General features: G+C 65.9%; 20 protein-coding genes. 2 read left to right on the forward strand and 18 right to left on the reverse strand.

Going from position 1 to position 22,016, the window contains the following annotated elements; translation table 11 throughout:
* The 5 genes from ACWHYV_RS19950 to ACWHYV_RS19970 all read right to left on the reverse strand — a co-directional run bounded on the left by ACWHYV_RS19950 (window position 1) and on the right by ACWHYV_RS19970 (window position 4,405).
* Complete coding sequence (locus ACWHYV_RS19950; protein ID WP_447978241.1) at window positions 1-408, reverse strand: anti-sigma regulatory factor; 408 nt, start codon at window positions 406-408, stop codon at window positions 1-3.
* Window positions 389-778 carry an STAS domain-containing protein gene (locus tag ACWHYV_RS19955; RefSeq protein ID WP_447978242.1) on the reverse strand — a complete coding sequence of 130 codons (390 nt, stop codon included), beginning with the start codon at window positions 776-778 and terminating at the stop codon, window positions 389-391. The genes ACWHYV_RS19950 and ACWHYV_RS19955 overlap by 20 nt, the downstream gene beginning before the upstream one ends.
* 46 nt (window positions 779-824) lie before the next feature.
* Window positions 825-1,757, reverse strand: a complete 933-nt coding sequence (locus ACWHYV_RS19960) for an STAS domain-containing protein (protein ID WP_447978243.1) — start codon at window positions 1,755-1,757, stop codon at window positions 825-827.
* Between the two features lie 156 nt (window positions 1,758-1,913).
* Entirely contained in the window at window positions 1,914-3,173 is a 1,260-nt protein-coding gene (locus ACWHYV_RS19965; protein WP_447978244.1) for an acetate/propionate family kinase, read from the reverse strand.
* A 257-nt stretch (window positions 3,174-3,430) separates the two neighbouring features.
* On the reverse strand, window positions 3,431-4,405 hold the full coding sequence (locus ACWHYV_RS19970) for an MlaA family lipoprotein (RefSeq protein ID WP_447978245.1): 975 nt from the start codon (window positions 4,403-4,405) through the stop codon (window positions 3,431-3,433).
* 366 nt (window positions 4,406-4,771) lie between these two features.
* Here ACWHYV_RS19970 and ACWHYV_RS19975 point away from each other — a divergent pair, with 366 nt between their 5' ends.
* Entirely contained in the window at window positions 4,772-5,101 is a 330-nt protein-coding gene (locus ACWHYV_RS19975) for a PilZ domain-containing protein (RefSeq protein WP_447978246.1), read from the forward strand.
* A gap of 97 nt (window positions 5,102-5,198) precedes the next feature.
* On the opposite strand, the gene ACWHYV_RS19980 is transcribed toward ACWHYV_RS19975, so the two are convergent.
* From ACWHYV_RS19980 to lon, 8 genes are all read right to left on the reverse strand, one after another.
* Window positions 5,199-5,705 (reverse strand): DUF3015 family protein, encoded by a 507-nt coding sequence (locus ACWHYV_RS19980; protein ID WP_447978247.1) that lies wholly within the window; start codon window positions 5,703-5,705, stop codon window positions 5,199-5,201.
* Window positions 5,706-5,799: 94 nt separating this feature from the next.
* Entirely contained in the window at window positions 5,800-6,294 is a 495-nt protein-coding gene (locus tag ACWHYV_RS19985; protein WP_447978248.1) for a DUF3015 domain-containing protein, read from the reverse strand.
* Between the two features lie 208 nt (window positions 6,295-6,502).
* Window positions 6,503-7,546, reverse strand: a complete 1,044-nt coding sequence (locus tag ACWHYV_RS19990; protein ID WP_447978249.1) for a M48 family metallopeptidase — start codon at window positions 7,544-7,546, stop codon at window positions 6,503-6,505.
* Between the two features lie 170 nt (window positions 7,547-7,716).
* Window positions 7,717-8,400, reverse strand: a complete 684-nt coding sequence (locus tag ACWHYV_RS19995) for a TIGR00266 family protein (protein ID WP_447978250.1) — start codon at window positions 8,398-8,400, stop codon at window positions 7,717-7,719.
* Between the two features lie 75 nt (window positions 8,401-8,475).
* Window positions 8,476-9,960: an amidohydrolase family protein gene (locus tag ACWHYV_RS20000; RefSeq protein ID WP_447978251.1), complete on the reverse strand. Its 1,485-nt coding sequence runs from the start codon at window positions 9,958-9,960 to the stop codon at window positions 8,476-8,478.
* Window positions 9,961-10,092: 132 nt separating this feature from the next.
* Complete coding sequence (locus ACWHYV_RS20005; protein WP_447978252.1) at window positions 10,093-12,657, reverse strand: hypothetical protein; 2,565 nt, start codon at window positions 12,655-12,657, stop codon at window positions 10,093-10,095.
* Window positions 12,658-12,789: 132 nt separating this feature from the next.
* Entirely contained in the window at window positions 12,790-14,361 is a 1,572-nt protein-coding gene (locus ACWHYV_RS20010) for an ATP-binding protein (RefSeq protein WP_447978253.1), read from the reverse strand.
* 168 nt (window positions 14,362-14,529) lie between these two features.
* Window positions 14,530-16,830 (reverse strand): endopeptidase La, encoded by a 2,301-nt coding sequence (gene lon, locus ACWHYV_RS20015; protein ID WP_447980757.1) that lies wholly within the window; start codon window positions 16,828-16,830, stop codon window positions 14,530-14,532.
* A 316-nt stretch (window positions 16,831-17,146) separates the two neighbouring features.
* Here lon and ACWHYV_RS20020 point away from each other — a divergent pair, with 316 nt between their 5' ends.
* Entirely contained in the window at window positions 17,147-17,710 is a 564-nt protein-coding gene (locus ACWHYV_RS20020; protein WP_447978254.1) for a type 1 glutamine amidotransferase domain-containing protein, read from the forward strand.
* Window positions 17,711-17,805: 95 nt separating this feature from the next.
* On the opposite strand, the gene ACWHYV_RS20025 is transcribed toward ACWHYV_RS20020, so the two are convergent.
* The 5 genes from ACWHYV_RS20025 to ACWHYV_RS20045 all read right to left on the reverse strand — a co-directional run bounded on the left by ACWHYV_RS20025 (window position 17,806) and on the right by ACWHYV_RS20045 (window position 22,006).
* Complete coding sequence (locus tag ACWHYV_RS20025; protein ID WP_447978255.1) at window positions 17,806-18,426, reverse strand: class I SAM-dependent methyltransferase; 621 nt, start codon at window positions 18,424-18,426, stop codon at window positions 17,806-17,808.
* Between the two features lie 229 nt (window positions 18,427-18,655).
* Window positions 18,656-19,120, reverse strand: coding sequence for a bactofilin family protein (locus tag ACWHYV_RS20030; RefSeq protein WP_447978256.1), 465 nt, complete (start codon window positions 19,118-19,120; stop codon window positions 18,656-18,658).
* Window positions 19,121-19,234: 114 nt separating this feature from the next.
* On the reverse strand, window positions 19,235-20,137 hold the full coding sequence (locus ACWHYV_RS20035; RefSeq protein ID WP_447980758.1) for a glycosyltransferase family 2 protein: 903 nt from the start codon (window positions 20,135-20,137) through the stop codon (window positions 19,235-19,237).
* A gap of 7 nt (window positions 20,138-20,144) precedes the next feature.
* Window positions 20,145-20,834 (reverse strand): PIG-L deacetylase family protein, encoded by a 690-nt coding sequence (locus ACWHYV_RS20040; protein ID WP_447978257.1) that lies wholly within the window; start codon window positions 20,832-20,834, stop codon window positions 20,145-20,147.
* Window positions 20,835-20,854: 20 nt separating this feature from the next.
* Window positions 20,855-22,006, reverse strand: a complete 1,152-nt coding sequence (locus ACWHYV_RS20045; protein ID WP_447978258.1) for a glycosyltransferase — start codon at window positions 22,004-22,006, stop codon at window positions 20,855-20,857.
* Window positions 22,007-22,016: the final 10 nt, after the last annotated feature.

Here is a 22,016-nt window from a genome sequence, read left to right on the forward strand (position 1 = left end):
CTATTTCCATCGCGTGATCACCACTCTGGTGCCCTCGCCGGGACGCGAGACGATCTCGAATTCGTTGACGAGCCGCTTGGCGCCGCCCAATCCCAGGCCGAGCCCGTGCCCCGTGGTGAAGCCGTCCTTCATCGCCTGCGGGATGTCGGCGATCCCCGGGCCCTTGTCCTCGAACGCGAGCCGGAGCCCCTGGCGGCCGAGGTGGCTCACGGTCTCCATGGAGACGACGCCGTCGGCGCCGGCGTGGTCCACGATATTGCGGGCCAGCTCGCTGGCCGCCGTGATGAGCTTGGTCTGATCGACGAGGCCGAACCCGATCTCGACCGCCCGCGCGCGGACCCATTGACGGAGGCGGACGATGTCTTCGCCGGAGCGGATGCGGACGGTCTCAACGGTCGACGACGGCACGGATCACTGCCTTCTCGCGGAGCGACGTACGAAGCAACTCCATGCCCTTGTCCACGTTGAGCGCCGTCCGGACACCCGTCAACGAGAGGCCCAGCTCGACCAGCGTGATCGCGACGGCGGGCTGCATGCCGACCACGACGGTTTCGGCGTCGAGCACCCGGGCCATCGACGCGATCGTCGCGAGCATCCGGCCGATGAAGGAGTCCACGACGTCGAGCATTGAAATATCGATCATGACGCCGCGGGCCCGCGTCTTCACGATCATCTCGGTGATATCGTCCTGGAGCGTCATCGCGAGGCGATCGTGCATGTCCACCTGAATGGACACCAACAGGAATTCATTCAACTTTAAAATAGGAATCCGTTCCATGATCTCCGTTCCGATCCTCGACGATCGAGAGAGGGTCGACGCCGCCTCAGTCGCCGGCGTGCGCGCGCGACGGGACGGGGGCGCGCCCCGCGCCGTTGGCATTGGGTGCGGCCGAGTCCTGGGGGGTGCCCTTCATGATGACGTGGCCCGTACGCTGAAACGCCACGGCGAGCGCTCCGGACAGGGTGGCCTTGGTGACGACGTCGTGGAGATCGACGCCGAGATGGACGATCGTTTGCGCGATTTGCGGGCGAATGCCGCTGATGATGCAGTCGGCCCCCATCAGCCGCGCGGCTGCGATCGTTTTCAGCAGATGTTGCGCGACCAGCGTATCGACGAGCGGGACACCGGTGATGTCGATGATGGCGATGCTCGAGCCGGTCTCCACGATCTTCTGCAGCAGGTTCTGCATGACGACCTGCGTCCGCTCGCTGTCGAGGGTGCCGATCAACGGCAGCGCCAGCACGCCTTCCCAGAGCTGCACCACCGGGGTGGACAGTTCCGTGAGCTCCTTCTGCTGCCTCGCGATGACTTCCTCGCGACTTTTTTGAAACGCTTCGGTCGTGAGCAGGGCCAGTCTGTCGAACAAGACGGTCGCGGTCCACAGCTCGGAGGCGAGCGCGTCCCCGTCCTTGGCATACTCATGGCGAAGACGCTCGAAGAGCGGCTGCTTGAACGAGAGGACGAACGTGGCGGTTTCGTTCGGGCTGAACCCTTGCCTGGCCCGCAATGCCGACATTTCGTGAAGCAGGGCCCGGACCGGCGCCCAACCCTCCTCATCGACGTTCATCCCGCCGGCTTGCAGCGCCTCGCGTAACCTCTCCAGGAACTGGGACGACTGCTCCCGCAACTGCGACTCTTTCAGCAAGTCGCTCCGGAGGGTCCCGGCCGACAGTTGCAGCGTGATCCATTCCTTCAACAGGTCTGCTTCGTGACGCTTGATGATCTCCGGAATGCGGGTCCTGGACGCGGCAGTCATGACGTTCCTCCTGGAAGTACGCGGGTTCGAAAGAAAAGAGCCTTACCTTATAGCGGGACGATCGCGGAAAAGATGTCCGTGCCCATCCTACACCGATCTGACGGATGACGACTGACAATGCGCGGACATCCGAACAGGGTTGAATGGCTCCTCCGGTCATGCGGCCAAGACCCTGACCGTCTCGCGAGCGATCTCGGACTCTTCGTCCACGGCGACCACAAATACGGGGAGGTGCCCATCCGCGCTGACCCTGGCCGTCTCTCCGGGGGACAAGGCCACCACCTCCCGGTTCCGCCGGGTGTCGAGGACGAGCCCGCACCAGTCCATCCCCTCGCAAATGCGCTCACGGATCGCCGGCGCATGCTCGCCGATGCCCCCGCCGAAGGCGACCGCCTCGACCCCGCCCAGCACGGCCAAGTACGCGCCGAGATACTTTCTGACCCGGTAGCAGAAGAGCTCGAGCGCGAGCTTGGCGTTCGGCTGCCCCCTGCTCTCCGCGTCGAGCAGCACCCGCACGTCGTTGGACAGCCCCGAGAGCCCCAGCAGCCCCGAGCGCTCGTTGAGCCACTGCTCGACGACTCCGGCCTCGACTGCTTCACACCGGGCGAGATAGGGCACGACGGCCGGGTCGACGTCGCCGGATCGCGTGCCCATGACCAGGCCTTCCAGCGGTGTCATCCCCATCGACGTGTCGACGGACCGGCCGCCCCGGATCGCCGTCGCCGAACACCCGTTGCCGAGCTGCAGCGTGATCAAGCGGAGCCGCTCGAGCGGCCGGCCCAACACCGCGGCACATCGCCTCGCCATCGAGGCGTGCGCGATCCCGTGGAAGCCGTACCGGCGGATGGCATGGCGGCGCATCACGTCCTGCGGCAGGGCGTAGAGCGAGCCCGTGGGCGGCATGCCGGCGTGAAAGGCCGTATCGAAGACGGCGACCATGGGCACGCCGGCCGGCAGACCTCGACGGGCCGCCCGGATCGTCGCCAGGCTCGGCGGATTGTGCAGCGGCGCCAGCGGTGTGAGCTGGTCCAGCTCGGCGATGACCCCCTCATCCACACGGACCGGCTCGCTGAAGCGCGTCCCGCCATGAACGACCCGATGCCCGACCGCATCGATCGATTCCCTCTCCAGGTGCTCCAACAACCAGGTCACGGCCTCGTGATGCGTCTCCAACCGGGGCGCCTGGGGGCTCTCAGCGGGCTGGGGTTCTATGGTGAGGACCGGCCGGCCGCCGATCCCGCTCACCGCGCCGGACGAGATAGTGCTGAGTGCTGAGTCCTGAGTGCTGAGTGGGGGAACAGGAGCAGTGCCGAGTGCTGAGCCCTGAGTGCTGAGCGGGGGAGTGGGAGCATGTGGAGCGTCGAAGAGACGGAACTTCAGGGAGGAGCTGCCGGCATTGAGGACGAGGATGCGCATGGGGTCATCAGTCCTGAGTCCTGAGTTCTGAGTTCGGGAGAAGCCGTGAGGCTGAGTGCTGGATCCCTCTACCGAGCCGAACCGCTACGAGAAGAACCCAACTCTTGACCGACGCCCGGAGACCATTTTGGCCATGCGTAACGATCACGCTGTCTCTTCAGTCCCGAGTTCCTGAGTCCTGGGCCTTTTCCTCCACTCAGGACTCAGCACTCAGCACTTTTTGGCATCTGGCTCAGCACTCAGCACTTTTTCGAGCCTCATTGCCTGATCGCGCGGGCCCGCTTCTGCAGGTACGCATTACGGACGGCGCCGTAGAGGTCCACGGTCGCCTCCTCGACGCCCTGGAACGTTTCCAGATTGATCGAGCGCTCGTTGAGCTGGTAGCCGACGTTCATCGGGAAGAGCGTGGTGAACGGCAGAAAGTAGTTCATGGGATTGAGCGCGAGATCGAACAGATAACCGACCCCGTCCCGGATCGTGAACGGCTGGGGGAGCAGCGGCAAGATCAAGTAGGGTCCCGGTCCGGACCCATAGCGCCCGAACGTCTGGCCCGTGTCTTCGTCGGGCGTGTCGAGCCCCAGCATGTCTTTCGAGAAATCGAGCATGCCCGCCCACCCGAACGTCGTATTCAAGATGAACCGCGTCAACTCGATCCCGGCGCCCTTCAATTTGCCTTGGAGCAGATTGTTCACGAAGCGCGGCACGAACCCGATGTTGTGAAACCCGCGGCTGATCCCTCGCTCGAGCCCATCGGGCATGACTTTGTCGTAGACCTCCGCCACGGGCTTCACCAGGTACTTGTCGACCTTCCGATTGAAATTGAACATGGCGACGTTGAACGGCTCCCACGGGTCGTACTCTTCGAAGGCATCCGGCTGCTCTCCTGGCTCCTGAAACGGATCGTACAGCTCGCTCTCGATCGACGTGGGCTCCGCTTCCCGCTCGGCGGCCTTCTCTTGCGCCTCGGCGGCGCTTGGCTGGGTGCCGGGCAACGGCCCGCGCGGGGAGCCTGCCGACGGCGGGCCGGCGTTTCCCGCAAACGCCACGGCACCGGCCGCGTCGGCGCTCTTTCCATCAGGCATGATCGGGGAAGCACCCGGGCTCCGGGCCTCGGACATCTCCTCGCCGGAGACCGTGGTCCGAAGCGCCATGTGATCGGCGCACCCGGCCATCACCGACACGAGCACGACAAGGACGCTCGCGCGCACACACGACCATAGTCGTTCCTTCACCCTACCGCCTCCGCATGGCCCGGACCGAAATCGCGGCACTGTACCAGAATGCACCGGGACAGAAAAGTCCCGTGCGCCCAGCCGGATCGGTGGGGAGGAATAGGAAGATGACGTCGGTCGACGATTGAAGCCGCCTGATTGCAGCCGGCTCGGATTGAGCGGGCTTGAGGCGGCGCGACGGACGGCGGCACACCGAACAGCCGCCTCCCGGGCCTGATCGGCGCACGGAAGGATACACCGAGTACAATTTTGGACCGAAATAATTAGGCTTGATATTTTAATTCAAAGTACTTAAGACTATGGCGCACTTATTGCCTCTTGTCCGTGGGCGGACGCGCCCGTTGGCTCCTAACCGTGAGGCGAAGCATGACCGATCGTCGCAGGGCGCCCCGATACGCCGCGGCCGGCTGGGTCTCCTTCACCGGAGAGGACGTGGTCAGCTCGGGGCAACTCGTCAATCTTTCGTTGGGCGGCTGTCTCGTCGGGGGGTCGGTCCCCATGCGGGTCGGCACGCGGCTCGCCCTGACCGTGCAGCTCGAACGGGACCGCGAGCCGATCGAGGTCGAAATGGGGACCGTGCAGTGGGTGTCGGGCTACCGATTCGGGATCGAATTTCTCATTGCACGCACCGAAGACATGGCGCGCCTGCGGTCCTACCTGTCACGCCACGTCGCCAATCATCCGGGTACGGGATAACCAGCGATCCCTGGGAGATGCGGTCAGATTCCGGCATGGCTCGACGTGAGCGTTCACGACTTTCGGTGATTCGGCGGGGAACGTCCCTGACCGGCGCTTAGAGGGACGCAGCAAACGGCGCGAGCGCTGGATCGCCGGACATGACGCGTGCGAGCGCGTGGAGCACCGTTGACGGTGTCGCCTCCGGGACGGCGATCGCGCGATACTCCTCCTGCACGAGAAGAAAGAGACGCGGGCGCACGGCTTCCGGCACGCCGAGCAAGTCGGCCAGCGAGGAGAGATGCTCCCCGGACCCTCGCGCCATGTCCTGCATCAGGTCGCGGAAGTTGGCTCCGGCGAAGACATTCACCTTCTCGCGCCGGGCGATCACCCCGTCGTTCGTACACCCCGATGTGCCGCTGCTGAGGGCCAGCGTTTGGAGGCCCGTTTGATTCGTCGTCGCGATCATCGCCTGCTGCAGGATGCGCTTCTTGGCCGGTGAATCCGCCCACAGCATGGCGCCGAGCCCGCATCCCGGGCCGGTCTCCATCAACGGCGCGCCGGCACCGGCCACAGGCAGGCCGGCCGCCAGCGCCGCCACGATCAGGGCCCACGCCTTGTTCATGTCATCCTCCGGAGGTACGCATGGAGAGTCGAGGATCGGCCGGGGTGGGAGGCGGCGGGTCGGGCTCCCGGCCGAGCCGGGAGCCCTAGGCAGGTCAATGCGTCAGCTTGACGAGAACAGGATGGGTGGTCATCGCGCTGTGCAGGGCCGTCAACATGGCGGCCGGGGTCGTCTCCCCGGACTGAATCAGCGCGGTGTACCGCTCTTGTGCCATGGCAAAAAATTCGGCGTGATGCTCGGCGGGAACGCCCAACAGCGCCGCCAGGGACGCCAGATGCTCCCCGTGTCCCTGAGCCATTTCTTGCGAGAGGTTCTCGAAATTGATCGCCGCGAACACGTTGACCTGTTGATCCTTGACGATCATCCCGTTGTTGGTGCATCCGGAGGTCCCGCTGCTGATCCCGAACGTCTGGGAGCCGAACGTGCCGTTGGTCGTCGCGCCGAACACCTGCATCATAATCGACTTGGGTTCCTTTTCCCACAGCATCTTCCCGAGCCCGCACCCCGGCCCGTCGCCCCAGGCCGCGAACGCCGCCCCGCCCTGAGCACAGATGAAGATCGCCGCCGCCATGATCCCTACTCGTTTCATCGCCATACCTCCGGTAAGTGTGCCAGTCCTCGCCCGGTCGCCCATCCCACCGGGATGGCCGCCGATGGCTCGTCAACTCAGCGTTAGAGCGTCAGTATGATCCGCTACTCTTTCTTGCTGCATCGGAGCCCGTCTGTATTCGGTGTAGTATTGCGTTACCGGCGGTGTCGGGAGCGCCGTGCGGCGCGCGGAGGCGAGGCGGCGCCCGTCACGGTGAGAGCGAGCCCTTGACGGCGGACCACTCGAACGGCAACGGGACCGGCTCCTGAGGAGCCAGCGCGGCGGCGGCCCGTTTGAGTCGATCGGCTCGGTCCCGGCTCAACGGATGCGTCGAGAGCCAGGCGACTCGCGGCCCTTCGGCGGAAGCCAGACGCTCGAAGAACGTGACCATGCCGTCCGTCGGGAGAGCCGCCCGGTGCAGCAATTGCAATCCTTCGAGATCTGCTTCCGTCTCCTTTTCCCGGCTGAACTTGAGCGTCGCGAGCTCGATCCCGAGCCGCTCGACCGCGCCAACGAAGCCCTCCCGGTTGCCCGTGACGACCATCAACGCGGCGACGAGACCCAGCGATTGCACGAGCCCTTCCAGCCCGTGACGGAGGAGGACATGGCTCACTTCGTGGGCCAACACGCCTGCCACCTCTTCCGGAGTGCCGGCCTGCTTCAGAAGGCCCGTATAGACGACGATCGTTCCGCCGGGAAGCGCGACCGCGTTGACCACGTCGCTGCGTACGACGATGACGGTGAAGCGGTAGGGATTCGCCGGCGCCTGTCCGACCAGGCGCTCGGTGATGGTCTGGACCGCCTCGACCGCCGGCCCTTCCGTCAGGAGACGTTGCCCTGTCAGGATCTCCTGCTTGGCCGCCTCGCCCAACTGTCGTTCCCAGTCGTGGGGAATGTGCGCCACGGCCGCGCGAAGCAGGGCGTCCGAGCTCCACCAGAGTCCGCCGGCGGCCAGGAGCAGCACGAAGGCGCCGATCCCCACTCGGCGGCGGAGCGACCGGGGACGCTCGGCGATCCGGCGCGTGGCCCGTCGCAGTTGCGCCGCCAGTGCTGCGGGGGCCGACGACTCAAGGCTTCGCAGCACCGCCGCGTCCTTGAGGTACACGCGGCGGTCGCTCTCTCCCGCGCGCCAGACCAGGACGAGGTGATCCTCGTCGAACCCGCCCGCCGCGACCGCGATGTGGTCATACGGAATGACGGTCGCCGGCGCCTCCGGGAGCTCCAGGACCAGACCGTCGACCTTAGGCTCCACCCGGCAGGCTCTCCCGGACGCCGGAAGGTCACGTCCAAAGCACAAGGCGTTGGGAGTCATCAGGAGGATGGTGATAATGGGGTAAAGTGGTAGGGGTTAGGGGCGGATCAGTGTATCTCCAATCACATATCCCATACCCCTTACCCCCGTCCTCCCTACCCGTACCCCTACTATTCCCCGGTCGGCATGAATTGGCGCAGCCAGGAGCCGAAGCTGCGAGGGTTGCGGCTTTGGATGTAGACGACGCCGGGGCCGCGAAATCGGCAGACGAATCCTTCACCCGACGTGAAACTGGCGATCCATCCGGCCGCCGCGGTCTCGATCGCGTAGGACGTGGTCGCCGTCCATGCGACCAGATGGCTGTTGTCGACGATGTACTCCTCATCGGGACGCAGGGTCACGGTGTGAACGGCGCCGAAGCTGTTCAGGATCAATCTCCCTTTGCCGCCGATCTTCAGGATGAAGAAGCCTTCTCCACCGAAGAGCCCGCGGCTCAGGCTCTGCATCTTGCTCTCGATCGAGAGGTCTTCGGCGCCCGCGAGAAAGCCGTCCTTCTGCACGAGATATTCCGTGACGCCGTCGAGGTCGAGGAGGATGATGTCGCCCGGAACGGTGGGCGCCAACAGGACCTCGCCAGGACCGTGCGTGGCCCGCAGGGTTTGGAAGAAGAACTTCTCGCCGGTCAGCACCTTTCGTGACAGCGCGCCGAGAAACCCGCCTTCCATCTTGCTGTCGAGTTCGATCGTCGGCGACGAGGCGACCATCGCCCCGGACTCGGCTTTCAGGCTCTCCCCGACGGCCAACGCGACCCGGACCATCGGAAAGGCCCCCGGGTACAAGATCTCGGATGTCATGTCATGCTCCCTCTTCGCGACGGCGATGCCGGCGTGTGCGGCCGCTGATCCCGATGCTCGACCGGCTGGAGCCCGTCAGCCTGCGACCCATCCATAAAAGCGCCCGCTCGGCTCCGGCCCTTCTTCCATGTACCCCAGTTTGATCCGGCTCAAGTAGTCCTTCGGCACGGCATGGCGGATCGCGTCGACCTCGACCGCGAAGACGCGCGCCGCATTCACCCCGAAGATCCGGGCCTTCACGTCCCGGGTCAACGCCGGATAGCCGTGCCGCTCGATGAGTCGTTCCGGCATCTCGAAACGCCGGAACGCTTCGATCTGCCACTGCGGCGTGCCGTACCAGATCGAATCCGTTCCCCAGAGGACGTGATCGGGGCCGAAGGCCGTGAGAAGCTGGCCGAGCAGGTGCGCACAGATTTCAGGGTGCGTGATCACGAGCTGGCCGAAGGTCGAGCCGAGCTCCATATAGAGGTTGCCGATCTCCGGGTGCGCGCGCTTCATGCGGCAGAATTCGGTGGTCCAGGGGATCGTCCCGGTCTTCGCGAACGTGTCCTCGATCCCGGCCGCGCTCTTGAACCCGGAGTGGTACACGAGGAAGTCGATCTCGGGGAAGTCTCGGGCGGCTCGAATCAGATCCTTCGGGTGGTTATAGTCTTCGACCGGGCCCAGCGGCAGCCCCTTGTGCACACAGACGCGCGGCACCCTCAGCTGCTTGGCCTGTTCGAGCATCGGGTAGGCGACCGCCTCGTCGTCCATCCACCAGCCGTGATCCACGCCTTTCGGTGGCGACCCGGTATAACACTTCCAGGCATCGACCCTCAGCGTCTCCGCTTGCATGGCCATGAATTCATGGTCCGCCGCGCCGAGCTGCGGCGTGGCCAGGCCGTGGGCCAGCATGCGTTGGGAGCCGGTCAGCCGATTGACCTCGTCTCGAATGTGGGCCATTTCGTCGGGGGGTACGACGGCCTGGCTGGGATAGGGTCCCGGCGGCGTGCTGATCAAGGCCAGCGTGGTGTCGCTGTCCAAGAAGACCTCTTTGACGAAATTCTCCCAGGCGAGGTCGGCGATCGTCCCGCGATCCTGGTGTAGCGCCGGGTTCAGCCCCGCCTCCCGCGCGCGGCGCCGAAGAGCCAAGAGGGCGTCCTTCGTGACCGCCCCCTTCCGGTGCCGCTCCTGATCGTCGGCGTCGTATCCGGCGCCGACATAGTGGGTCTGCACGTCGAAGATGAAAAACGGCTGGCCGCGCCGTTCGGCGAACGCCGCCGGGTCCGCCGCTTCGACCTCGAGGACGTCGAAGAACCGGCCGAACACCGCATTCATGGCGATCAGCGAGACGGCGAGCCCGCCGGTTCCTTTCAAGAAGGCGCGACGGCTCATACCCAGCCGAGGGGCGATCCGCCCCGCGGCCGAGACGGCCAGCTCCTCGACCTTGGCTTGCGCCGGCGTTTGGGCCGGCGGCACGAACTCCTCGTTGGAAATGATCCGGGTCGGAAGCGCGGCCGGCCAATGGCCGCCCTTCTGCAGCCGGGGGGTGGACGAGCGAGGGTGGATCCGACGGCGCACGAGGGCCCTCTTCAGTTGCGGGGATTCTGGGAGAAGCCGGTGATGATGTCAAGGCGGGCGGCTCAGCAGCAGGAAACGCGGTTCGAGTCTCTCGCGGCCCTCGACGAAGGGCGGGCTTCCCCACGTCGCGGGCTACGGGGTCGGGAACCCGGCGACGACGTCCCGCGTCGGATCCCCCTGGTCGTCCCTCCGGTCGACGCCCACGCTGTAAAGCGCCCGGCGGCCGGTGTTCACGAGCATGGGCAACTCGGTGAACGGGTCGTAATACTTGGGACCTGCCTGCGCGATCTGCGTGACGACGCTGCCGCTCGAAGCGGCGCCGCGCAGGCGTGCCTGTAACCCGGTCAGTCGGAGGCGCGCATCCGTCTCCAAGACCATCCCGTTGAGCTGCTCCCAATCGGGATGCGGATCCGGACCGAGCAGGTTGTCGATCGGGTTCCGGTAGTAGTCGAGCCACGAGCCGGCCGGAGCATGGATGAAGTCCTGGAGCCGCGGCCACGTCGTCTTCGGCGTCCACGCGACCTTGGTGAGCGCGTCGTAGTAGGCCGCGTATTCGTTGAGCGTCCGCTGCTTCGGCAACGGCATCTTCGAGAGCACCACCGTCAAGATGGGATCTTTGTCGGCTTTGCGGCGCAGCCGGGCGTCCACCCGCTTCACCGCCAGCGGAAACTCATTGTGCATGGGCCAGCGCAGCGACCGCTCCTCCGCTTCGAGCGGCCGGGCCATCCGGGTCACGCGCTGGAGGACCTTCTGCTCGACCGCCGGACGCATCAACAGCCCGGACATGACGGCCACGTCGTCGTTGACGCTTTCCGCCGCCAGTCGCTTCATGGAGGCGGTCTTCGCCTGCGCCAGCACCGTACGCCATGCGGTCAGGTCCGTTTCGAGGCGTTCGAGGCCGGGCGACAGCCCCTGTGCAAAGCCCTCGGCCAGATACAGGCGGTGAACGGCAAGGATTGTTTCGGCGTCCATGCTGCCCCGATAGCCGAACCCCCAGTCGTCAAACGGGAGCCCCAGCCATTGTTTGTAGCGGGTGAGGAGCCTCGCCTTGGGGTCGACCTTCTCACGCACCTCGACCCCTTCTACGGCCATTCGCGCTGCGGGGTCCGGGGCCTGGAACCATGCGGCCGGCCGGCGGAGGTCGCCGGTGAGCGAGTGTGTGGAATCCGAATCGCCGTCGGTCGGCGATTCCGCCGGCGCCGACAACCAACGGGTGTACCCGTCTTGCATCGGATCGCTCGAGGCTGGGGCGTCGATCCCGAGCAGGAGCAGGTAGCCGTTGTGCTTGGCGTCATCCAGCACCTTCGGAGGCGCGATCCGGGAGAGCTGCTCGAACAGCGCGCTCGGCTTTTGCTCCATCCCGAGCCACACGCCGGCGGTGCCGAGCACGACGAGCACCAGCCAGGCCACGGCGGCGATGCACACGAACAGGGTCAACCGGGTGAACGAATTCGTCATCCTGATCAGGCGGCGCGTCAGGATCCTCACGTATCGGAAGACCCATTGCGTCAACACCGAGGGGATGGCGCGGCGGCCGGACTCCCTGGCAGTCGATCGCGGCCTGGGGATCTCGCGCGAGGGGGTCGGCGCGTGAGCCTCCGGCGTTGCACCGGTGACGCGGCCCCAATAGGGGTCCTGGGCCGGCGCCTGCGGCCGGAGCGCGAACCCGTCCGGCGAGTGCGCCCACGGCGGAACAAACACTCCACGCGGCGAGTCCTCGTCCCCCTGGTCGCCGGAGCCTGACGGCAATGGCTCTTCGAATACGGCAGGCACTTCGGCATCGGCAGGAGGAGATGATTCGGGAGCTGCGGGCGCTTCGGTCATCGAGGCAGATTTCCCCGGCCCGAAGAGCACCGGTTCGGAGACCGAGCTGCCGCCCACCGGCATGCTGTTGACGGGAGGAAACGGGACCCGTTCGTCCACGTCGCTTGAGTCGCCATCCTGCTCGCGCCCATCGGCGCCGACTGGCGACACCTCCTCTTCCGGTCCATCGGAATCGGCATCGCCTTCGACCCTCTCGTCGGCGGAGTCGGGATGCGGGGAGAGCATGCTTGGAGCGTCCTCGTCCGCTTCGCGGTCATCGGGCTCGTCCGTCGGTGGCACGGAGACGTCCTCGGCTTCCAGCACACCTTGCTCGGCTTCGTCATGATCGCCTTGATCCTCGCGGCCGTCTTGCACATCGTCTCCATCGACCACGGGTGGAGCGTCGGGGGCCGGCATGCGGGCCGCGACCCGGTTCGCGACGAAGCTCGACGGGGCGAGGAGCTTGATCCGGTCGAATAACTGTTGGGCATAGTCCGGCCGCTCGGGGTCCGGCTCCGCCAGGAGGAGATCCACGGCTTTTTCATATTCGAAGACGGCGGCCAGCGGATCCCCCTTGGCCTCGTAGACCTGACCCAGCAGCTCGATGAAAGGGATGCACCGCGACGCCACGGCGAGGTATTCCCGAAGCAGCGCCTCGGCGTCCGCATGGGCGCCGCGGTGCATGGCTTCTTTGATCAACGATTCGAAGGCGCTTTTCGCGGTGGCGAGATTGCCGAACTTGAGCAACAGCGTCGCCAAGAGGTGGCGGCCTTCATAATGGGAGGGATCGGCCGCCAGGAGCTCTTTCAACACGGCAAACGATCGGCTGTATTTGCCGTCGTTCATGTGCTGGACGGCTTGCTGCAGCAGATCCGCGCTCTTGACGGCTTTCACGGAAGCGACGCCCCCTTGGAATGGTGCACTAAATGTAGCACTGGACGGAAGGTTCGTCGAAACGAGACCCGGAGAGAGCCGCCCGGGAGGGGGTCGGTCTGGAGGAGAAGGCTATCCGCCAATCCGGCGTGTCTAGGCTTTCACCGCGTCGAGCGTTTCCCTGACCTTCCGGGCCAGAGTCTCCGGTGTGAAGGGCTTTTGAAGGAAGGCGCTCCCGGTACTCAGGACCCCGTGATCGACCATGGCCGTTTCGGTGTAGCCGGACATGTAGAGGACCTTCATGTCCGGGTGCAGCTTCATCAACCCCTCGGCCAGCTCGCGCCCGTCCATCTGGGGCATGACGACGTCGGTCATCAGCAGATCGATCCGGCTCGCCTGCTGGCTGCCGATCAACTGCGCTTCGAACCCATGGCGCGCCTCCAGCACCGTATACCCGAAGAGCCGCAGGGTGTCGCGGATCAGGACGCGAACGGTCGGCTCGTCTTCGACGAGCAGGACCGTTTCGGTGCCGTACGGCAGGGTGGGCGGGAGCCGTTCGTTGTCCGGCGGCTCGATGACCGGATCCTCGACCAACGGCAGGTAGATCGTAAAGGTCGTCCCCGCCCCCACCTGGCTGTCCACGACGATGTGCCCGTCGCTCTGCTTGACGATCCCATAGACCGTGGAGAGCCCCAAGCCGGTGCCCTTGCCCTGCCCCTTCGTGGTGAAGAAGGGTTCGAAGATGCGTCCTTGGGTGGCCGGATCCATGCCGCAGCCGGTGTCGCTGACGATCAGCCGCGCATACCGGCCGGGCGGGATTCTGGCCTCACCCTGATCGACCGTTTCCAAGACCTCCACGTTGGCGGTTTCGATCGTCAATTTCCCGCCCTTCGGCATCGCGTCACGGGCATTCACGGCAAGATTCATGATCACCTGCTCCATCTGGGCCGGATCCGCTTTAACGTGTCCGAGCCGTGGATCCAGTGCCGCGACGAGATGGATGTCTTCGCCGATCAACCGCTGGAGCATGGTGTCGATGGTCTCGACGATGCAGTTGAGATTCAGCACCTTCGGCATCAGCACCTGGCGGCGGCTGAACGCCAGCAATTGCTGGGTCAGCGAGGCCGCCCGAACCGCCGCCTTTCGGATCTCTTCGACATCGGCCCGCAACTGATCGTCGTGGCGCAACCGGCTCAGCAGGAGCTGGCTGTAGCCGGTGATGATGGTCAAGAGGTTGTTGAAATCGTGGGCGATGCCTCCGGCCAGCCGGCCGATCGCTTCCATCTTCTGTGCCTGCTGGAGCTGGGCTTCCCGTTGGATCAACGTCTCTTCGGCGCGCTTGCGCTGGGTGATGTCCCGCGCAATCCCGAGGATCGTCGTCCCGTGATCGGCATCCCGCTCCCCGGCCAGCGAAATTTCCACGAACAGCCAGTCGTCGGATTTCGTCCGCAGGCGGGCTTCGAAGAGCGGCGGCCGTTCCCCGTCGGCCGCTTGACGCAACAGATCGGCGATGCCGCCGTGTTCCTCCGGGTGGACCAGCGAGAGAAAGGATCGGCCCGTCCAGTCGGCGACCGGCCAACCGGTCAGGACCTCGAACGCGGGATTCAGCGACAGCACCGTCAGATCCGATGAGAGCGAGACGATGATGTCCCGCGAGAGCTCCATCAGATGCCGGTACCGCTGTTCGGAAATGGGCAGGATCGGGTTTCCGGAGCTCGGCGTCATGACTCGTCGGATTCCTCGAATCGTCGGCGCGCTCGGGCCGATCGGAACCCCACAAAGGTATCTCGGACGTTCAAAACTGTCCAGGAAGCGCCGAAGATTGATCGCGCGGCGTCGAGTGGAGAGGGCGTGGCGCCGCGGTCATCCGACCGCGGCACCGAGGAGAATGGATCACCCGCAGACGAGCTGATACTCGGGGGCCTTGGCCCCGAGCGGCTCCCGCAGAGCCAGCGGGAGCAGATCCTCGATCGTGTCGACGAACTCGATCGTCATGTCGGCCCGGACCTCTTCGGGCACCTCCCGTACGTCCTTCTGGTTGGCCTTCGGGAGGATCACCCGCTTGATCCCGGCGCGTCGCGCGGCCAAGACCTTCTCCTTGATCCCCCCGACGGGCAGCACGAGCCCGCTCAAGGTGATCTCCCCCGTCATCGCGGTGTCGCTCCGGACGGGAATGTTGAGGTAGAGCGACGCCAAGGCCGTCGCCATCGTCACCCCCGCCGACGGCCCATCCTTTGGGATGGCCCCGGAGGGCACATGAATGTGCACGCCGTTTCGCTTGAACCGCGTGACGTCGAGGCCCAGGCGATCGGCGTGGGACCAGAGATAGCTTCGCGCGGCTTGGGCCGATTCCTGCATCACGTCCCCCAACTGTCCGGTGAGGGTGAGTCCTCGGCCACCGGGGAGCAACATGGCCTCGATGTACAGCACGTCGCCCCCGGCCTCGGTCCAAGCCAACCCCGTCGCCACGCCGGCCGGAAGATCCTTTCGGGCCTCCTCCGGCATGAACCGCTCCGTGCCCAACCAGTCGTCGAGTTGCTCGCGACGGACGACCACGGTGTCGACCTCGCCGTCCTGCTCGGCCACCTTCAACGCCACCTTACGGGTCAGCCGGCCCAGCATCTGCTCGAGCTGCCGCACGCCCGCCTCGCGGGTGTACCGGCTCACGATGTCCTTCAGCACGTCGTCGTCGAGCCTCACGCGCGTCTCCGCGAGACCCGCTTCCTTCAGCCGCCTCGGCCAAAGGTAGCGGCGGGCGATCTCGAGTTTCTCCTGCTCGCTGTAGCCCGGCAGGCGAATCACTTCCATCCGGTCCAACAGCGGCTGCGGAATCGGGTGCAGCGCGTTGGCCGTGGTGATGAAGAACACCTGCGAAAGATCGAACGGCAGATCGAGGTAGTTGTCCCGGAACGTATGGTTCTGTGCCGGATCGAGGATCTCCAGCAGCGCCGCCGCCGGGTCACCGCGAAAGTCGCGCCCGAGCTTGTCCACCTCGTCCAACATGAGGACCGGGTTCTTCACGCCCGCGCGACGCATTGCCTGGATGATCCGTCCGGGCATCGCCCCGATATAGGTGCGCCGGTGCCCCCGCAGCTCCGCCTCGTCATGGACCCCGCCCAAGCTCATCCGCTCGAACGTCCGGCCCATCGCACGGGCGATCGACTGCCCCAGACTGGTCTTCCCGACGCCGGGCGGGCCGACCAGGCAGAGAATCGGGGCCTTGGCGGCCGGATTCAGCTTCAGCACCGCCAGGTGCTCCACGATCCGCTCCTTGACCTCCTGGATGCCGTAGTGGTCCTCGTCCAGCACCGTCCGGACGTGCGCCAGCTCCAATTGGTCGGCCGACGTCGCGTTCCACGGCAGCTCCAGCAGGAGCTCCAGATAATTCTGGATCAGTTGGTGCTCGGGTGAAGCCGCCGGCGTCTTGGCCAGGCGCGCGAGCTCGCGATCAGCCTCCTTTTGCACCGATTCCGGCAGCGCGGCTTTCTCGATCCGCTCCTTCAGGTGCGCGACCTCGCTCCCCTCGCCGTCGGTTTCGCCCAGTTCCTGCTGAATCGCCTTGAGCTGCTGCCGCAGCATGTACTCGCGCTGAGACTTCCCGATTTCGGCCTGGGCCTCGCTGGCGATCTCGTTTCGCAGTTGCAGCACCTGGACTTCGTGCGTCAGCGCCGAGAAAAGCCGGCGAAGCAAATCGGCCCGGCTGGCCGCTTCCAACAGCCCCTGTTCGGCTTCGACCGTGAGGTTGAGCAAGGAGGCGACGCGATACGCGAGCGCGACGGGATCCTGTTCGGCTTGCAGCGCCTGGACCACTTCGCGGATACCGGACGACTGGACCAACCCGGGCAATTCGCTGACCTTGTCCAGGATCGCCCGATGCAACGCCTCGATTTCGGTCCCGGTATCGGTTGCCGCCTCGAGCTGCCGGCACCGAACGAGCAGGAACGGCTCCACCTGCTCGGTTCGCAGCAGCACGACCCGCTCGACGCCTTGGAGCAGCGTCTGGAGCATGCCGTCGGTGCCGCGCACGACCTGCTTCACGACCGCCTTCGTCCCAATCGTGAAGAGATCATCGATGGTCGGATCCTCTTGATCCGGCTTACGCTGCGCGACGACCAGAATTGTTTTTTCTTCCGTTTTCAACGCGGCTTCGAGCGCGGCGATCGACCGGCGCCGCCCGACCGTGATGGGCAGCATCACGCCGGGAAACAAGACCGAGCGCTTAATCGGCAGCACGGGAAGCGTCGCGATCGGCTTTTCAACGTTAGATTCCACGGTTCACCTCAAAGGGTTCAGAAAAGGGTTCAAAGTTGTGGCGTCAATGGATGGTCAGGTAATCACGATTCGGCTCGAGGAAAGGGGGCCACCCGCGACCCGACTCGGCGCATCCTTGTCAGCGGAGACCGGTGATCGAGTTCACCGGGTCAGACCCGGGTCTCTCACCCCGGCCGATATCGCCCGCCCCGTCATTAGGATAAGGAGAGAGGCCGGACCGACAGGACGAGGAGGACGTATGGCACAGAGAACATTGGAGAACTTGCGCGTCGCGATCCTTGTGACCGATGGATTTGAACACTCGGAGCTGGTGGAACCGAGGCGAGCCCTGGAAGAGGCCGGGGCGACCACCCGAACCGTCGCGCCCCATGAAGGGCGAATCCAAGGGATGCGGCATGACGAGAAGACCGAGACGGTCCCGGTGGACATGACCCTCGACCAGGCCGATCCGGCCCAGTTCGATGCCGTCCTCTTACCCGGCGGGGCCTTGAACGCCGATGCCCTGCGGGTCGAGCCCCGAGCGCAGGCATTCATCAGGACGATCCATCAAGGAGGCAAGCCGATCGCGGTGATTTGCCACGGCCCCTGGCTGCTCGTCTCGGCGGGGCTCGTCAAAGGCCGCACGCTGACCAGCTATCATACGATCCAGGACGACATTCGCAACGCCGGCGGACGCTGGGAAGACCGGGAGGTCGTGCGCGACGGGAACTGGGTCAGCAGCCGCAAACCGTCCGACATCCCCGCCTTTACCCGGGAACTGCTCGCTCTCTTCGCCGAGCACAGGAAGGCCGAGGCGGCCTGACACGGACTCAACTTGAGACGTTAATGGTTAATCGTTGATCGTTATTCGCGGGCCAAAGAGGCGGCCTAACACGGGCTGGAAGCGTCCGGATGAGCTCAGCGGCGCCGGCGCGCGAGCACGTTGAGCCAACGGCCGCGGCGCTCCTGGTGCACGACGACGGTGAGCGCCTCCACGGACCATCCCGATCGGAGGAGCGCGCGGCTGAGCTCGTCCTTGGTCCAACGGGAGATGTACCGGCCGGGGATCCAGCCGCGCCGGAGCACGCCGGACGTGCGGCCGTGCACGAACGTGGCGCCCAAGACCGCACCGGGCCGGACGGCGTCACGGAGGTCCGCAAGGACCTTGCGGACGGCCGGCTTGGGGAGATGGATCAGCGACGCCGCGGCCCAGATGCCGCCGAAGGCGTCCGGCCCGAAGGGCAAGTGTCGAAGATCGGCCTGAACGAGGGGAAGGCGCCGGGCTCGCGTTCGGCCGTAGCGAAGGAACCGTTCGAGCACATCCAGACCGACGACGCGATACCCGGCGCGTTCGAGTGCGCGGCCGTCCTGCGCCAGCCCGCACCCGAGATCGAGCAGAGGCGCCTCGGGATCGACTCTCCTGAGCCACTCGCGCAGCCATGGCGGCCGGCGGTACCGACCGCCCCATTGGCGCACGAACGACTCCGCGTGACGGCGATAGGCACGGACGGAGAGGGCGGAGACGTCAGGACGCGCCATGGCTGCTGCTCATCGTTCCGAGGCCGGCAACCCGAACAGGCGGCTCTGTGCACGGCTGACGCCGCCACGGTCCAAGGAAGGGAAGCGTTGAAGCCCGATCAGCAGGCGGAGCATGACGGATGGAGGTCCGCCGAGGCACGGAGGGGAAGGACGAGGACCGCGTCGCCTCACCGGCTGAGGCGCGGTGAGAAAGCGACGCGGCCGAGGTTGTCACGGGATGCTCGTGCTGCTAGCCGGTCATCCGCTTCACGTTCCCGGCGGGCTGGCTCACCGTTCTCACCTGCTCGCGCGGCAACTGGCGGACTTCTTCGCCGGTCATTTCGCACGTCCCATCGAACAGGACGCCTTCTTCAATGGAAAACACGGGGGCTTGCACCGAGCCGTTCAGCACCGCGGGAGCCATCAACTTCACCCGTTCCTTCGCGACCACGTCGCCGGTGATCTTGCCCTTGCTGACGACCGTGCCGGCGTGGATCTTTGCCGTAATGACGGCCTCTTCGCCGACGATCAGGACCCCACTGGTATGGATTTCGCCATCCACCCGTCCATCGATGCGGACCGTGCCCTCATAATTGAGCGCGCCTTTGAACTCGACGCCCTTACCCACGAACGCAATGATTTCGCCCGTGCCTGCCGCCGCCTCCGTGGCCGCCGGCTTGGCGGCGCTTGCTGTCTCGCCCTCTTTCTTCCACATGATGGTCCCCCGTGATGAATGGTTTCCCGTAGCCGGGTGAGGATAGGCTCCAAAGGGGGAGGGTCATATCAGGTTTGCGCTTTTTTGTCTGTAGGACCATGGTCCTACAGTGTGCTACGGACGAATCCCAATCCTCAGCCGCGCCAGGCGTGCTTCGACGTCCATTGGGGGAAGCCGTCGATGTTTCCACACCCATCCACATCCCGCAAGGGCTTGGGCGAACGCCAAGAACGAGCCCTTGTCGGCCCAAGCGAGGCCCAGGAGCCGACGTGTGTGACGCCATGCGACCGGAATCGGGCGTCGGAGCCAGAGAAACCATAAGGTGTTGCGCAGGAGCAGCCGGCGACGGGCCCGGGCATCGCGCCGGGGCGAGGGATGGTGGTGGACGACGAGCGCCGGAACGTAGCAGAGACTCCAGCCTCGCGCGGCCAGGTCGACGGCGAGCAGCATCTCTTCACCACCTAAAAAGAAGCGCGGCTCGAATCCGCCGGCTTCGAGGAAGGCGGCACGACGGACCATCGAGGCTCCGGCAAGAAAGCCCAACACCGGCGCTCCAGGGAGCGTGGGATCGGCCGGCAGGGGGCTGTCGGCCATTTCGACGCACGTCGGATCCTCTCGCTCCTCGGGTCCCACGAGGACCCGGGCGTTGACGACGGCCAACTTGGGGTGTGCATCGAGGAGGTCAGCCGCCTGGGCGAGCGCCCCGGGAGCCCACCAGGTGTCGTCGTCGCAGAACGCGACGTACGGGGTCCGCGCCGTGCGCACGCCGATGTTTCGGGCGACGGCCCCGACGTTCGCGTTCAGGGCGACCACTTCCACCCTGCCGTACCGCGCAAGCGCGGCGGCGGTGCCGTCCATGGAGCCATTGTCGACGACGACGATCGCCGGATGCTCGGGGAGCGCGATCACTCGCCCGACCGTGCGGAGTACTTCGTCCTTCCGGTTGAACGTGGCGATCACGACCGTGATCCGAGGGTCGGGTCGCGAAGGCGCTCGCAGCGCTCCATCGAAGCTCATGGCCACGCTATCGGCCAAGTCGCCAAAACCCCTCCTCGGCCGTGGTATCGCCGTGACCCGGCCGGCCGGGCGTCGCGAGTGCCCGCAGTTGCGAGGCATAGCAGCGCACCGCGCGACGTTTGAGCTCAACGTCACCCGCCGGAGGAGCCTGCACGCGCTCCAGCCGTAGCCCGGCTCTTCGACATTCCGCCGTGCGGGCGTCGAGGAGGCCGGGAATTCGGCGATACAGCGCGTCCTCGTACAGCCAGACCGAGAGGCGGGGGCGGCGGGCCAGCACGCCGATGACCGCCTCGTGCGACAGGCGATGGTCGCTGTGGAAGAGACCGAGCGGCGCCAACAGCGACCGCGTCTCGACCTCGTCGATCAGCCGCGCCAACGCCCGGGTCACCGTCTCGACGCGCGGCGTCAGGCCGTACTGGCTGTCGCAAAAGTCGAACCAGTAGGAGTGAGCGCCGAGCATCTCGAGCGCACGGCGGTCCTCTTCCCGTCGCACGCCTATCACGTCGTCACCCGGCTGAAATCCGGCGGCCCGGTCCCATTCCGTCAGCTCGGACCCTGCCGGCGGCCGGCCCGCGAAGAGCGTCGCCACGAGCGCCCCCGGCATGGCGGCCAACCAGCGCCCGCACGAAAAGACGGCATCGTCGCAATGGGGCGAGATGACCAGCCAGTGATCGGATCCGGTCGACGAGCCGCGCATTCGATGGGCTTCGAAGGCGCTCAGAGAAAGAGCACCTGATACTTCACCGCCCCCCGCAGGCGCCAGAAGACGGCGACTGGAGGAATGACGGCCGAGGTGACGAGCATTTCCAAGACGTGGCCCAGGCGCCGGGAGGTCCGGGACAGCCGGTGCGCACAGAAGTCCGCCGTCAAGCCCGCCCACACGATGAGCGCAAGCGCGGCGGCGGCGGTGTGTCCGGACAGGACCATGACCGTGGCGAGCGTTAAGGCGGCCGTGATCGTATAGTAGTGCCACGGCGGATGCTCCTGAATCCATTGCCGGTAGAGACGCGGATGCTTCTTGTACAGCAACGCATTGAACACGCTGTTCCGCTGCAGGCGGATGCTTACCCCCCAGGGGGCCGGTCGAACGGGATGGACGACCACCGCCTCGGGTTGCGGCACGCAGCGGTAGCCGCGTTCGATCACGGAAAAATGCAGATCGCTGTCCTCACGCCAGGCCCGGGTGAACCGCTCGTCGAATCCTCCGACGTCGGCCAACGCCTGGCGTCGGTAGAAGCAATTGGCGGTGGCGAGAGGTGCATTCTCCAAACCGGCGACGGACTTCTCGTAGTCCGTGGGCTCGGCGGAGATCGGGACGATGATGCGTCCCCACACCCCTGCCACCCCGCGTTGCTCGAAGGCCCGCACCCCGGCGGCCAGCCATTCCGGCGACGGGATGCAGTCGTCATCGGTGAACGCAATGATCGCGCCTTGCGCCGCCCGCCAGCCGAGGTTGCGGGCTGCGGCCGGCCCATGGAATCCCGTGACCGCATGGTAGGCGACCGTAAGGCCGGGACGGCGCGGCGCCCAACGCATCACCACCCGGCGCGTCTCCTCGTCCGGCCCGTCGTCCACGACGAGCACCTCGTAGGCCTCGGCGTCGAAGATCTGGGAGACCAGCGCGGCCAGGCACCGGTCCAAGAGGTGCGGGCGCTTGTACGTCGGGACCACCACGGAGACAAGACAGTGCCGAGTGCCGCGTGCGGAGCGCCGTGTCTCGGAAAGGACCGGGTCCGTGTCGACCGTCGAAGGCAACGGGCTGAGCGCTGCGACGGACACGCACGAGGCCGCTTCGCCGGCGGACTGATGCCGTTCCTCCGAGGAAAAGAGGTCGATCTGCTCGTGGTCCTGTTCCTTCGCCGTGCTCATCGTTCTCACT

Source organism: Candidatus Nitrospira bockiana, from assembly GCF_965152565.1.

Excerpts from the sequence above, each read along its gene's own strand:
- lon (WP_447980757.1), bottom strand. The coding sequence starts at position 16,830 with ATGCTGCCCATCACGGTCGGGCGGCGCCGGTCGATCGCCGCGCTCGAA.
- ACWHYV_RS19975 (WP_447978246.1), top strand. The coding sequence starts at position 4,772 with ATGACCGATCGTCGCAGGGCGCCCCGATACGCCGCGGCCGGCTGGGTC.
- ACWHYV_RS19955 (WP_447978242.1), bottom strand. The coding sequence starts at position 778 with ATGGAACGGATTCCTATTTTAAAGTTGAATGAATTCCTGTTGGTGTCC.
- ACWHYV_RS19985 (WP_447978248.1), bottom strand. The coding sequence starts at position 6,294 with ATGAAACGAGTAGGGATCATGGCGGCGGCGATCTTCATCTGTGCTCAG.
- ACWHYV_RS19965 (WP_447978244.1), bottom strand. The coding sequence starts at position 3,173 with ATGCGCATCCTCGTCCTCAATGCCGGCAGCTCCTCCCTGAAGTTCCGT.
- ACWHYV_RS19980 (WP_447978247.1), bottom strand. The coding sequence starts at position 5,705 with ATGAACAAGGCGTGGGCCCTGATCGTGGCGGCGCTGGCGGCCGGCCTG.
- ACWHYV_RS20045 (WP_447978258.1), bottom strand. The coding sequence starts at position 22,006 with ATGAGCACGGCGAAGGAACAGGACCACGAGCAGATCGACCTCTTTTCC.
- ACWHYV_RS20025 (WP_447978255.1), bottom strand. The coding sequence starts at position 18,426 with ATGGCGCGTCCTGACGTCTCCGCCCTCTCCGTCCGTGCCTATCGCCGT.
- ACWHYV_RS20030 (WP_447978256.1), bottom strand. The coding sequence starts at position 19,120 with ATGTGGAAGAAAGAGGGCGAGACAGCAAGCGCCGCCAAGCCGGCGGCC.
- ACWHYV_RS19995 (WP_447978250.1), bottom strand. The coding sequence starts at position 8,400 with ATGACATCCGAGATCTTGTACCCGGGGGCCTTTCCGATGGTCCGGGTC.
- ACWHYV_RS19960 (WP_447978243.1), bottom strand. The coding sequence starts at position 1,757 with ATGACTGCCGCGTCCAGGACCCGCATTCCGGAGATCATCAAGCGTCAC.
- ACWHYV_RS20010 (WP_447978253.1), bottom strand. The coding sequence starts at position 14,361 with ATGACGCCGAGCTCCGGAAACCCGATCCTGCCCATTTCCGAACAGCGG.
- ACWHYV_RS20020 (WP_447978254.1), top strand. The coding sequence starts at position 17,147 with ATGGCACAGAGAACATTGGAGAACTTGCGCGTCGCGATCCTTGTGACC.
- ACWHYV_RS20035 (WP_447980758.1), bottom strand. The coding sequence starts at position 20,137 with ATGAGCTTCGATGGAGCGCTGCGAGCGCCTTCGCGACCCGACCCTCGG.
- ACWHYV_RS20040 (WP_447978257.1), bottom strand. The coding sequence starts at position 20,834 with ATGCGCGGCTCGTCGACCGGATCCGATCACTGGCTGGTCATCTCGCCC.